This is a genomic window from Yokenella regensburgei ATCC 49455, from assembly GCF_000735455.1.
Classification (GTDB): Bacteria; Pseudomonadota; Gammaproteobacteria; order Enterobacterales; family Enterobacteriaceae; genus Yokenella; species Yokenella regensburgei.
Genome location: NZ_JMPS01000039.1, coordinates 32,820 through 44,895, shown reverse-complemented (window position 1 = coordinate 44,895; position 12,076 = coordinate 32,820). Strand labels below are relative to the sequence as shown.

At 52.7% G+C, this 12,076-nt stretch carries 12 protein-coding genes; 5 read left to right on the top strand and 7 right to left on the bottom strand.

Going from position 1 to position 12,076, the window contains the following annotated elements:
* Positions 1-43: 43 nt before the first annotated feature.
* The 7 genes from tssM to GYRE_RS11790 form a co-directional block, all read right to left on the bottom strand.
* The gene (tssM, locus tag GYRE_RS11820; RefSeq protein ID WP_038255465.1) at positions 44-3,493 is read right to left on the bottom strand and encodes a type VI secretion system membrane subunit TssM; all 3,450 of its coding nucleotides are present in this window, start codon (positions 3,491-3,493) and stop codon (positions 44-46) included.
* 29 nt (positions 3,494-3,522) lie between these two features.
* Positions 3,523-4,404: a type IVB secretion system protein IcmH/DotU gene (gene icmH / locus GYRE_RS11815; protein ID WP_025203227.1), complete on the bottom strand. Its 882-nt coding sequence runs from the start codon at positions 4,402-4,404 to the stop codon at positions 3,523-3,525.
* A gap of 906 nt (positions 4,405-5,310) precedes the next feature.
* Positions 5,311-5,862, bottom strand: coding sequence for a hypothetical protein (locus GYRE_RS11810; RefSeq protein ID WP_025203226.1), 552 nt, complete (start codon positions 5,860-5,862; stop codon positions 5,311-5,313).
* 68 nt (positions 5,863-5,930) lie between these two features.
* Positions 5,931-6,350, bottom strand: coding sequence for a putative zinc ribbon protein (locus GYRE_RS11805; protein ID WP_025203225.1), 420 nt, complete (start codon positions 6,348-6,350; stop codon positions 5,931-5,933).
* Complete coding sequence (locus tag GYRE_RS11800) at positions 6,338-6,760, bottom strand: putative zinc ribbon protein (protein WP_025203224.1); 423 nt, start codon at positions 6,758-6,760, stop codon at positions 6,338-6,340. Before GYRE_RS11800 ends, GYRE_RS11805 begins: the two co-directional genes overlap by 13 nt.
* A 289-nt stretch (positions 6,761-7,049) precedes the next feature.
* Positions 7,050-7,268 (bottom strand): helix-turn-helix transcriptional regulator, encoded by a 219-nt coding sequence (locus tag GYRE_RS11795; RefSeq protein WP_025203223.1) that lies wholly within the window; start codon positions 7,266-7,268, stop codon positions 7,050-7,052.
* 138 nt (positions 7,269-7,406) lie between these two features.
* Positions 7,407-8,036: an inovirus Gp2 family protein gene (locus GYRE_RS11790; RefSeq protein WP_038255438.1), complete on the bottom strand. Its 630-nt coding sequence runs from the start codon at positions 8,034-8,036 to the stop codon at positions 7,407-7,409.
* 1,186 nt (positions 8,037-9,222) lie between these two features.
* On the opposite strand from GYRE_RS11790, the gene GYRE_RS11785 reads away from it, so the two are divergent.
* The 5 genes from GYRE_RS11785 to GYRE_RS11765 all read left to right on the top strand — a co-directional run bounded on the left by GYRE_RS11785 (position 9,223) and on the right by GYRE_RS11765 (position 12,061).
* Positions 9,223-10,149, top strand: a complete 927-nt coding sequence (locus GYRE_RS11785; RefSeq protein WP_025203221.1) for a hypothetical protein — start codon at positions 9,223-9,225, stop codon at positions 10,147-10,149.
* 417 nt (positions 10,150-10,566) lie between these two features.
* On the top strand, positions 10,567-11,031 hold the full coding sequence (locus GYRE_RS11780; protein ID WP_025203220.1) for a hypothetical protein: 465 nt from the start codon (positions 10,567-10,569) through the stop codon (positions 11,029-11,031).
* Positions 11,032-11,116: 85 nt separating this feature from the next.
* Entirely contained in the window at positions 11,117-11,479 is a 363-nt protein-coding gene (locus GYRE_RS11775; RefSeq protein WP_025203219.1) for a hypothetical protein, read from the top strand.
* A 71-nt stretch (positions 11,480-11,550) separates the two neighbouring features.
* Positions 11,551-11,772, top strand: a complete 222-nt coding sequence (locus GYRE_RS11770; protein ID WP_025203218.1) for a hypothetical protein — start codon at positions 11,551-11,553, stop codon at positions 11,770-11,772.
* 55 nt (positions 11,773-11,827) lie between these two features.
* Positions 11,828-12,061, top strand: a complete 234-nt coding sequence (locus GYRE_RS11765) for a DUF905 domain-containing protein (RefSeq protein WP_025203217.1) — start codon at positions 11,828-11,830, stop codon at positions 12,059-12,061.
* Positions 12,062-12,076: the final 15 nt, after the last annotated feature.

The window sequence follows — 12,076 nt, the reverse complement described above, 5'->3', positions numbered from 1 at the left end:
GTTGTTTATCCGCCGGGTATGATCGTCTCAGCGTGGCCCGGTACTAATAAAGTGTTTCCGGTAAACGGAACTGGCTGAACAGACCCGTGGAAAACGGGCTGTGGTCAGCGTCGCTCCAGACCCGCCAGGTCATGGCACCGTCATCCACGCCAAAGCGCACATCAAACGAACCGCGACTGACCTGCGTCCGGCTGGCCGCATCCAGCAGGCGGAACATCGCCCACGGTCCGGTAAAGCCCAGGCTCCGCGGTGAGCGGGTGCCATCATCCGGTATCAGCGTCAGCTTGCTTTCTGCCCCGTCACGCAGGGCGTTCGGCCAGACCAGCGGCACTTTCTGCCGCAGCCCGTGGCTGTACTCCACCCGCTGACCATCAAGGTTCAGCACGCCACGGCGTTTATTCGCGGTCAGCTCAATGGGTTCCACCACAAAGTGCACTTCCGGCTGGCCCTGAGCGTTGAACAGCGCATCCCGGATCAACTGCGCCTGTGCAAGCTGGCGTATCAGTTCCTGCAGACTGGCGTTGCCCGTTTCCTGTTTCAGGACGCCGCTGTCCAGCAGCGGTTTGAGTTGCGTCTGGTAAAAACCGTCCAGCGTGCCGCCGGGGGCCAGGAAACGGGTCACTTCAGACAGGGACGCATCCTGCGAAGAGGTCGGGTTGAAGGGATAGCGATCGGCCAGGGTGTCGTTAAACGGGGTCAGGACCTGCTCACTCCAGGCCTGGTTCAGGGATGACATGGCAAGCGACGTCGTCACATCAGCGACCTGTGTCGCAATCTGGCTGACCCAGCGATCCAGTGGCGAAGGCAACCCTCGCGCATACTGTTGCAGGCTGAAAGCCGGATCCTTATACGGATCGCTCTGGCGCAACTGCAGGGCCTTAAAGGCAGCGGCCCCCGGATCGCCTGCGCTGTTGATCTGCTCCAGCCACTGCGCCAGGGCAATGAGCTGCTGGTTTACGCCCTGGATAAGCGGCGCACTGTCCCCGTGGCCTTTCAGGGTGTCGTCCAGTTGGGTAAACGGACGCGCTATCCGGCTGAGGGTGTCACGCTGTTGTGCTTCCCCTTTTCCGGTCAGTGGGCGAACGGCGGTGTTATCGCTCAGCAGGGAGACAATATGCCGGAAAGGCTGTTCATCGCCGGTAATGGTATTCAGTACCGACAGCGCCTGCTCAGGTGAATCAAACGGCTGAATATCCAGCGCGGATAACAGTTTCTGCCAGTGACCGGTATAGTCGCTGATGTAGCGATCACTCACCTGACGCTGAATCTCACTGCGATCGGCCTCGCTGAGCTGAACCTGTTCATGTTGCCCCAGCACCCACGCATCCAGCCCGGTCAAATCAAACAGCGTGCTATTCTGGCCCCGGAAAAAATCACGGTAGCCGGACCAGGTAAACAGACGAGGCACCGTACCGGCATGCGCATCCCGCAGCACAAACACGCTGTCAAAACTCTGGCCGGTTTCATCCTGTACCCGTAAATCCGGTGGCAACGTCGCGGTGGCCCGCACCATCAGCCCCTGATACATCCGCTGATACAATGGCTGGCGGCTCAGCTCCTGCTGTGCGTCGGCAACAGGTTGTGCAAACGGCTTCCAGGCAGAAACAGCAGCAGGTACTTTTTGTGACCGGGCCTGATGCCAGTCGGTATGCCTGAGGGCATAATCCAGATGCTGCATCAGCTGTTGCTGGACCTGCCCCTGTTCCGGAAACGCCTTTTGCCAGCGCCAGGCCATATACTGCTCCACCAGCGGAATGCTGCGCCCGGAGGCATCTTCCGTCATGCGCATGACGCGCAGTACCGACATTTTTTCTTCGCTGGCCGCTGGTGCCTGCTGCAGATCCTGCACCAGCCCCGCCAGCACAGCAGGAAGAAACTGCTGCTGCAGTAATGCCAGGTAGGATGTTTCCACGCAGGGGCCGATACGCGCTCCCTGATACAGCCCCATATCGGCAAACAGGGGATTTCTGCTGCGATAATCACCGTAAGAGAGGGCGGCTTCACGAATAAGATTCAGGCGCGGTAGCTGACTGACGGGCGACGTTTGCGGTGTGGCCCGTTCGTCTGTTGCGCTGAATCGTTGTACGCGGGTCAGCACCTGATGGCCTGCCGTCGCGTTCAGCCGGTAGAAATGGTGCAGAGTCATAAGCGACAGCACAACCGCCAGCAGGGTTACCCCGGACAGCATCGCCATACGGCGACGTCGCGTACGCTGATACTGCCGGTTCTCCCCGGTCAGGTTTGCCCCCGGAAATACTATCCGGGTAAAGAAATCGCGAACAAAAAAGGTGGTGGAGTCACCCTGCGTGGCGGCATGAAGGGGGACAGGAAGAGAATAACGGCGGGATACCGCATCCGCAAAGGCATCAGACGTCACGCCCTGCTGATAAACCGAACTCAGCCACAGCCCCTGCAGCGGAAACAAGGCTGCACTGTCGTCCGGCACAATCTCTTCGAGTAGCGTCTGAATAAATGGTTTCAGCCCCGCCAGTTGTCGGATAAACAGAAAGGCACTGACCGCTGAGTCATTGCCGGTATGTGCCAGTGACGTGGCGCGCAGAAATCCGGTCAGGTCGTTCAGCCAGAGATCAATAAAGGCGGCAATATCATCCGGGTAGCCTCTGTCCTGCAGGGCTTCCGTGCTGAAACGAACGCCCAGTAGTGACTGTCGGGCGGCAGGATCCAGTTGCTGACTGAATGCGCTGAAGCCGTCCAGGTTATCCACATGAGTAATCACCACATACACTGGCAGCCGGGTATGCGTGGTCGATGCGATGTCCTGCAGGCGCTCACGCAGCAGCTGCGCACAGTGGCGTCGACGGGTGGCACCGGCGGTTGACAGCCACGCCACATCCAGCATCAGGACCAGTCCGTTGAGCGGCTGTCGGCTGCAGCGGTTCGTCAGCCAGCCCAGCAGATGGTGCCAGAGTCGGGCATCCGGGCTGGCGTCGTCTTCGCCACTCATCTGAGGCTGAAACAGCAAATCCCCGTCAGGATCGACAACCACTGCCTCATCCCCCAGCCAGCAATCGACCTTCTGGCCTTTATGCAACGTCGCTAACTCATGGTTCAGACGGGCGTTGAGTTTGCTTGCCGGGCAGGCTCGCTGCAGCAGGCTACTTTTACCGCTGCGGGGCAGCCCCAGCATCAGAAACCACGGTCGGTTGTTATGGGAAGCAGACTGTTGGTTCAGAGCCAGCAGCCAGGCATTCAGGAAACGCTGCTGCTTTTCAATGGCCTGTGGTCTGGCTCCCGGCTTCCGTTGCCGACGGATCCGATACCAGAAGCGCCCAAGGATAGCCACACAGAGCAGCCACAACCAGAACAGGGTGAAGATCATGCGGGGCCAGAGGCCCGCAAAGGGAAATGCCCCCTGTATGACCAGATACGGCCCCGTCCACCAGATTGTCAGCAGAACAACAATCCAGAGCACCATTGCGGCAAGCCACCATGACGGCCTGATGCGTATAGCTCCCCAGGAGACAGGGGACACTGTTTTTTTCAGGATGGAGCTCATGCGGCTCACTTCAGTAACTCCCCTAACTGATGGAGCACATCAAGCGTCTGTTGATGAAGAAGGTGGTGAGAGATGCCGAACACGACCGCCATCAGCAACAGACCTGCGCAAGGGATGACCCACAGCGACGTTTGTCGCGGCAGAGGCCAGGCACCAGGAGGCGGTTGCGTATCGTCAACAAAGCGTACAGGGTGATGGGACGTGGGTTGTGGGTACAGAAGATGGTGAAGACGCTGTGTGATAGCCCGTAGTTCGCTGTCGCCCTGCGGGATGACGGCATACCGGCCTTTAAAGCCCAGCATCAGGCACTGCAGCATAAATTCCAAGATGTCACGGTAACGCTGTGGTTCGGTCTGCAATTTATCGAGAACGGTAAACACCTTATCGCCGCCCCAGGTCTCACCATGAAACTGCGACAACAGCGAGTTTTTCGACCACTCGCTCTGGCTCCCCCACTCATGCGCCATCACCGCTTCGTCGATATACGTGCACAGCATGTAACGGAACGGCAGCAGCACGCTATGCCCGTACCCCTGATGCTTCAGTTCCTGCTCAATGGCTTCAATCTCATTCGAAACCTGTTGATAAAGTCGGGTGACATCTTCATACAGGGTCAGCGCCCGGATACGGATAACCATGCCAAACAGGGGCGTGGCGGCATCAATAATGGGGTTCAGGCTGTTGCCACGCAACGTAAAGCGGTAATCAGGGTCATTGTCATCGGGGGGCGCGGAATGGCTGAAGAAACCGCCATATTTGTCTTCTGGCGCGGAGGCGATGGCCTCGCTACCCGGCGCATTCTCTTTGACGCGCTGTTCTGCAGGTGATGGCGTGGCATTAAGGATAGCGCCGGGGCTCTCCGTGGCCTGTGATAAGTCGATTTCCATCAATGCTCCTGAAGCCTGTCCCTGAAAATGCCCCGTCTCTGTTGGCTAAAATGAAGTGTTGCGGTGCTGAGTGCCTCTCAGTAAGCCTTTGGTCAGCCCCCGTGGCTTGCGCACTTTTTTAAACTCAACCACCTGACAGGGTGTCATGCTGTTTGCGCCCCACGCAGAGTGGGATCCACCGCAACAGATAAGCACACGTACAGCCCGACGGGCTTACCGGAAGAATGCACTTATCTGTTAAGGTATCTGCATTCGGCTGAGCGCTGCCCTCCATTGTCATTTACCCTGCGTCAGGCAGAAGGATATTCAGCGCTCATGCGAATGTGTTCTCTGGTTATTGCAGTCTGGTTATTGCAGAAAGAAAACTCATTGCAGCCATATATTCAGAGAGCCGACGCGTATACTAAACACCCGACAATAACCACACAATTACTAAAAGTTAAAATTTCGTGTCGTTATCATTCAATATGTTAATAGTGTTACATTCTGTCAGGCACTGAATGCTGATGCTTCTGATGGTCAGATACAAAAAAGCAAAAAATCCCCGCGCCACACACAGGGATGAGGCGGGGTTAACAGAAGCGATATCGTTCTTACTCACAAGGTTGGTTTTGCTGGAATGACACACTTACCTTACCGCCCCTCCCTGAATCGGCGTTAAATATTGCTGAGTTTTTCAATGACCTGCCGCAGCAATGTTCCCCTGTTCCCTCCTGGACTCCAGGCGATAACGTCATCCCGGGCAGCAGTGCAACCGTACTGAATGCGTCCCCCACTCAGGACGAACCGGGGCTGACCAAAACGCGATCGGGGTGGGATGCCAGACCATGAGCGATTCAGACATCATCCTGCAACTGAAGCAGCGGAACGATGCCGGAAACGTCCCCGGCCAGTCTCATACGGTATTCAGGTATTGACAGCGCCCGTTCGCGCCGTGGTCAATGGAGTCCTCATTTCCTGTACTTTCGCTTTCAGCTGGTTAAATGGAGTTGCGAAAGCACCCCGGCATGAACGGTTGAGAATAACCGGCGTTATATTCGTTACGCCATTGCGTTCCGCGCCAGTTACCGTCAGGCATGCGTCGCTGAACATTTCGCTTATCGCCTGCTGAGCGCTTTCATCGTGGGCTTTCCCCAGCGTATCGAGATTGAGCAGAAGCACCATCCTGCACTGTGGAGCACTGGCCGACTCCCACACCCAGCGTAACAGCGTCGGCGGTGAATTCTTACGCGCCTGTTGGCGTTGCCACGAATATTCGCCTATCCGCTGCCAGACCTCAGTGTGAAAACGCAGAATTAAAGAGCGATAATCGGCCACGCTCTCGCGGTAGGGTAATCCCAGTGTAAAGCTGAACGCCGCCAGTCGTGGGTAATGGTCAATGGCCTGTTGTAAAAACATACGAATGGTGGTCGGTGTGCTACTGTCAGCACCAGCAATCTCAGAACAAGAATGATTCACGATGAAGGTTCTCTTTTGTTGATTCAGGTCACACGGTAAATATCTGATACAGAAGGTGAGTACAGGACTTATCCGGGGAGTGTGTTGCAGCAGTAATTCATCCGCCAGTTCGCTTCTTCGATGCTGTAAATGCCGGTCAGGCAGCGTGCGCAATACTTCACGCCCTGATAATGGTTACCACACCACGCGCAGTACCAGGCAAGCGATACCACCGGTGCATCCAGCCCACCAATGAGGCGGCGCAATCTCCGGCGTCGGGCTTCGGCTTTGACCTCCGGATCCAGATGCGCACAGTTCATCAGCACATGTTCGGCCACCGTCTGCTGGTCGTGCTCAAACCAGGGCTTCTCACCAAAGCCCGTCAGCAGGTACAGCACACAACCACAGGACGCACAGGTCCATACGCCGCCCGGCGCTCTCGCGGCATCATCTGCCGTGACGAAGCGGCCTGAAGCATCGTTCGCGAGATAACATTTCAGTATGCGCATACCGTCATCTCCGTTGCTTTGGTTACAGGGTCAACTTGCTCCTGGCTGTATTCGCCGGTACGACAGCTCAGGCAGTACCGTTCACCGTGGTAACAGATGCCGCAGCCAGAACAGTGCCAGTCGGCGCGCTGAACCAGCGGACGGGCCTCTGGTACATACCATTGCAGTTGCCGGATATGGCGGGTTTCTTTCGCCTCCGGTTTGACATACGGGCAGTGCTGTCGCCCGTTCTCCGTCAGAGTGTCGTACCGGTGTTCAAACCACGGGCGTTCGGTCTGGTATTCAGGGTGATACTGCAGGGCGCTGCCGCAGAGATGGCAGCAATAGCGGTCGTATGGGGCGGTCTGCGCGGTTCTGGCACCGGCCAGCAGACCATTGCCGTCGAGGCCGATAAAAGATTTTGCGTACATCGTTCAGGTCCTTACCGCCAGACGACACGCAGGCGTTAGCCGTCCCGGTACGGGCAGCATGGCAGGGTGCGAAGGGCGGTTGAGTTATGCGTTAGCGGGTCGGTAGCGGCGATGACCGGGACCGGGCTACAGACAGGTTACGGTTGTGCAGGTGTGCCGGAGGGACGAAAACACACGGGACAGGGTCCGGCACCACAGTAACGTCGCTGGCAACGGGCACACGTCCAGCGTGGGGGTATTTTCCATGGCTGAGTACGACGTCGTTTTTCCATTCAGCTTTCTCCTCTGCTCAGGCTCCACGGGAATCAGCAATGCGCTGGCGCAGCCAGGATTCCACTTCACTTTTGTACCAGCGGGAGCTGCGCCCTAACTTAATGGGCTTAGGAAATTTGCCGTCACTAATCAGCTGGTAGAACCATTTGTCAGTCATGCCGGTGTACGTCGTGATGAAGGCCATATCGATGAGCGGGTCTTCTGCGCAAAGAATGGGGTTAGTGGCTGTGGTCATGGAATCTCTCCCTCTGAAAATGAATGACGGGAGGAGTTCGGTGTGGTTGAGTTCTATTGCACGCCGGTACTCCTTCAGAGGATTGGGAATGCCTGTAAAAAAATACCGTATTACAGCCAGAACGACTGTGCAGCCAGCCTACCCCTGACTGGCGCCCATGGAACGTGTATCAGCGGAGTAATGTTTAGTCCGCTCTTTTGCCAGGTAACTCGCACGGAAGACCAGGTCTTCGTACTGCTGACGAAATACGGGTTTGTCACGCTCAAGAATGTAAGAGCCACTTTGAGGGAAATGGACTAGCGAGCGGTATTCAGGGTAATCCGTTAACCCCAGTGCACTCAGCCAGGCTTCCTGTATCATGTTCCACAGGCTGTTGTGTCCCGCCGCCCCCAGAGACCGGAATAAGTCTTTGTTGAAGAACAGTAGCGCGTGGTAGTGGCTGTGTTGTGATGAATCTGTTTCCCTGACCCAGAAATAACGTAACCTGCAAGAATAATCCCGCAGGCCCTGCTGGCAACGTTGTTGACGATAATGGTCGATCTTTGCTATCAGAGAACGCGTAAAACGCGCCATGACGTTAGATGAGGTATCAGGGTGACAACAGATACTGTCGTCTGCTGCCCATTCAGGGGAGAATCGTAAATCTACCCTGAGGCCAAAGGTTCGGGGATACTCAGTCAGAGCGGAAGCTATGACATTCTCCAGTCGTTCTAAATAGCGTGAATTAAACGGGGCATGACGATGGTCCAGTAATGCGTTATTAAACATAGCGGAACTCCTGGTATTATTTGGCAACAGGTGGGCTAGCAACGAAAGCGAATGGGGATTTTCACAGTCAGTCAGCGAAGGCAGTCTGCACGTAGCACATACAAACCGCGAGCCAGGTAATTAATTACATTGCTTAACAGGACAGTTATAGAAATAAACCTGAGTGGTCATTAAAGATCCTACATTTGGTTACTAATTACATTGTTCATGACTTGATTTCTTATTGGGTTTTTAGATATTGAGATACACAATCATAATTACAATGAGGAATCATTTAACATACCCGGCGATATCATTCAACTGGCAATCAAGAGAACTGATGAACAGTAATTCGCATCAACTGCTAGGTATACGGGAGCATGCTTACTGGAAATAGAGCAATGGAATTTAATGTTGTGAGAGGTTATGTTATAAATAGATTATAATTGAACATGTATTAGTCACTATAATGTAATTTAATCTTACCTAAGAGTGGTAATGATGCATGCTTTAATCAGAAAAGATAAATACAATCAGAGAAGACATATAATACTATTACCAACACAAGAAGCTAAACTCTCAAAGGTAAAAACAGGTCTTACACGATAGCTTTTGTATTTTTAACAGAACCATATCACTCTCAAGTTAGTCAGTCAGCAATACAGCATTTTTTGTCACTTCAGAACAGTAATCTATTGAGTTTCACCAGGAGTGCTTACGACCAGTCTAAGACGATGACAGGTTCATGGCGGGAGTAACAACTGAGGGCGGTTTCACGTCAATGCCCTGGTATTTTTGTCACATATTTGTTTGTCAGTCTGGTAAAAAATAACTTATCAATCTCCACGCCCTGTACCATGTAACAATCGCTGTCCTTTACTGCCGGGTCCTCAATGAACCGGTATAAACCACCTTGCACCTCTGCTCTTAATACCAGTCCGGGTTCTCCTGTGACAGCCTTTTATCTGGTATAGTACTTTACCAGTCAGAATCCGAAACTGCCTGCGGGCACGAACAATCCCCACGATACACAGCAGATAAGCCGCATAAACCCGGTATGCAGCTATAGTACACCTCACCCCTTATTCTCATTGGTTTTCCCTACAAGTCATGCCATTTTTTACCACAACAAATGTTACTTATGGCGCGGTTATGTTATAAGGTCATAGTGACTTACGCACCTGCTGCCTGTTGAAAAGGAAACCAGATGAAGGCTTACAACATGATGGACGATTTCAGGTTCCTCTACCCCAGGAAATCTGACATGCATAAGAACATAAGGCGAGACAGAGGACACCTGAACATGCTGGTAAATACCTGGTGCCTTTTTTACAATGACAGCGTTAGAGAAAAACCCGTAGATCTCATTGCTGAATTATATGACTACTATGAGGGAATGACGGATGGTAAGATCATATTCTCAGGTGGCTGGTTCTCAGAATACAAAGAAGAATTTATTGCTGCAACAAGGCAGTGTATCTATAAAAAAATGTCGGCATATCAAAGTCTGAAAGACTATCATTACGAAGTGCTAAGATTTCATCCTAAAGCAGGGTATATTTGCTTTTCTCTGGATGTTGATAAAAACACGCATAAACACCACTCGTCCGATACCCATAATAAAGACATTAAGGATTTAGCAACAAAATTCATTAATAACTTTAAATCCTTAGCATTATACTCACATATAACTGCATATTTCTGGGTTCTCCTTCGGCGTCGTGATGGATACCCCTATCTTCATTTCACTCTCTACTTCAAAGAAAGAGATTTCAACCATGTGGCTGGATTATCGATAAACAAAACATGGTTCAATGTTTTGAAAAAACAAGGGATCAAAGGAAGTGTTCGTTACTTTATAATAACAGAAGATTTTATTGGTCCTCGTTTATCAAAAGGAGGTGTTGCCGGAGACAGGTGCCTCTATGAGGTCAGCCCATACCACGATGACAAAAAAAATGAGTTATTCATTTATGATGATTATAATGGAGCGGACATACTTCAGGGACTATCCTCAGATATAAATAAAATTAATAACAAAGTGTTTGTTTTACACCTGTACACGCTGTCAAAGCTGATTTTTGTTATGCCAGGAAAAAGCAAAAGTCAGGGGTTCTCGAAAATAAAGAAATAAGCCAGATTTTGATTCATCATCCTAAGAGTATGCTGGCGCATATTCAGCCCTGCAGTTCACATTACCGGTAGCATTCCACCAGCTATCGTCTGTTGGTACACATTTCAACGGATAATGCCCGCCAGAAACGAAAACCTACATAATCTGTCTCATCCTGCTTTTCAGCAAATTTTGAGATACATACCATCCTCCAGAAGCAAAGCCAGACTGTCGATAAGCCCTGTGGGGCTTTTCGATAAATATCACTGTTTAAACGACGATCGATTTTGTCGATCGATTCGATCGAATTTCATCGTTATCCCCCGCACTTTTGTGGCTATAAAATCCGCACGGGATACTTATGGCTGTCAGTGTTCCATTTAAAATCATACAGATACCACCTGATAACAGGGGGCGACAACCAACGGAGTTTTAAAAATGAAAAGAAAAATGATGCTCGCTTTACTGCTGACTTGCGCGCTGATGCCCGTAATGGCACAGGCCTTCGGAAATAAGGACACCTGGTCCAGTGGTTGGGGCCAGGGAGTCTCCGAATTTGTCATTAAGGGCCCGGGTCAGTCTCAGCTGTCCCTGACCTGTGATGATTCAGGCACCGCGCCTGCCACCATCCAGTTTACCGATGCCACCGGGCATGACGTCAGCATGGACAATGAGAAAACGCTTCAGGTCCGGATTGACGGTGGCGAAGCCATTGATATCAGTGAGTCAGACAGTCGGGTCGGAGAAAACAATCTCACGCTGGCCTGGAACGCACTGCGCACCGGTAAGCAGGCGCTGGTCACCGGTGATGGCGTCCGGCCCGCACTGTTCACACTCAACGGTGCCGGTAAAGTACTGCCTGCATTCGGCACACACGGCTGCGTCTCCAGAGCCAGCCTGTAATACCCATGGTGGGCTGTTTCTCTGCAGGTATTCAACCGGCGGTGCTGCTCTCCCCAACTCCCGAATTTAATAAGGAATTATTCCGATGAAAATTAAACAATGGCTTTTGCCTGTTCTGCTGGCCGTGTCAGCTCCCTTACTGGCAGCACAGCCTCAGCCAGACATCAAAGTGGAAACCTTTAACAAGGTCCATCCTGCCGGGACGCGTTATGTCACGGTGGTTGTGACCGCACGCGATGACGGCGTAATGGTGAAAAATATCGTGGTTAACCGGGGAAATTGTCGTATCGCCAACCAGAAATATCTGTACTCCAGCAATAAGGAAACCATTCTGCCCGCCACATTACGCTACGGGCAGTCAGTTGAGGTGAGTTTTTATAATAACTGCGTGGCTTCAGAAGTTGATGTCACCACCAGTAAAGGCGGGTGGCAATATACCTATCACTGAGCATACCCTGCCTGATTTACATATCCCCCCCTTCACGGGCTGCCCTCCCCGGCAGTCCGGAGACCCTACCCATGACATTACTGAAAATACTGGTCTCTGCGCTGGGCCAGGTGCTGACGTGGTGTGCCAGCAACAGGGCACAACAGTTTGTGGAAGACCACTTTCGCGCAGAAGGTTATGACGAAGACAGCATTTATATCGCCAGACAGGCCGCAACCCTGCTCGCTGGTGCCTTAATTGCGGCGCTGATGGAGCAGATACTGCAGATTATCGCCACACACTTAACCCACTGATGCCCTACTCACTGAGCGGGGCATTTTGTTTTATGACGCCAGTCAGGAGATGGCAATGCACAACACTGACGATATCCCAATACCGACCGGTCCCTTTACCCGCAGGCAGGCTGAGGTCATCGTGTCGGCGTATCAGAACGTGGCTATTGAAGACGACCAGGGGACGCATTTTCGGCTGGTCATCCGCGACAGCGAGGGGCAGTTGATCTGGCGGGCGTGGAATTTTGAAGCCAGCGCCGGGTATTGGCTTAACCGCTACCTGCTCAGCCACGGCATCCCCGGAGACTGACTCACCACGGGCCTC

Bases quoted from the DNA above. Each gene is read 5' to 3' on its own strand.
- icmH (WP_025203227.1), bottom strand. From the start codon at position 4,404: ATGGAAATCGACTTATCACAGGCCACGGAGAGCCCCGGCGCTATCCTT.
- GYRE_RS11805 (WP_025203225.1), bottom strand. From the start codon at position 6,350: ATGCGCATACTGAAATGTTATCTCGCGAACGATGCTTCAGGCCGCTTC.
- GYRE_RS11800 (WP_025203224.1), bottom strand. From the start codon at position 6,760: ATGTACGCAAAATCTTTTATCGGCCTCGACGGCAATGGTCTGCTGGCC.
- GYRE_RS11795 (WP_025203223.1), bottom strand. From the start codon at position 7,268: ATGACCACAGCCACTAACCCCATTCTTTGCGCAGAAGACCCGCTCATC.
- GYRE_RS11790 (WP_038255438.1), bottom strand. From the start codon at position 8,036: ATGTTTAATAACGCATTACTGGACCATCGTCATGCCCCGTTTAATTCA.
- GYRE_RS11785 (WP_025203221.1), top strand. From the start codon at position 9,223: ATGAAGGCTTACAACATGATGGACGATTTCAGGTTCCTCTACCCCAGG.
- GYRE_RS11780 (WP_025203220.1), top strand. From the start codon at position 10,567: ATGAAAAGAAAAATGATGCTCGCTTTACTGCTGACTTGCGCGCTGATG.
- GYRE_RS11775 (WP_025203219.1), top strand. From the start codon at position 11,117: ATGAAAATTAAACAATGGCTTTTGCCTGTTCTGCTGGCCGTGTCAGCT.
- GYRE_RS11770 (WP_025203218.1), top strand. From the start codon at position 11,551: ATGACATTACTGAAAATACTGGTCTCTGCGCTGGGCCAGGTGCTGACG.
- GYRE_RS11765 (WP_025203217.1), top strand. From the start codon at position 11,828: ATGCACAACACTGACGATATCCCAATACCGACCGGTCCCTTTACCCGC.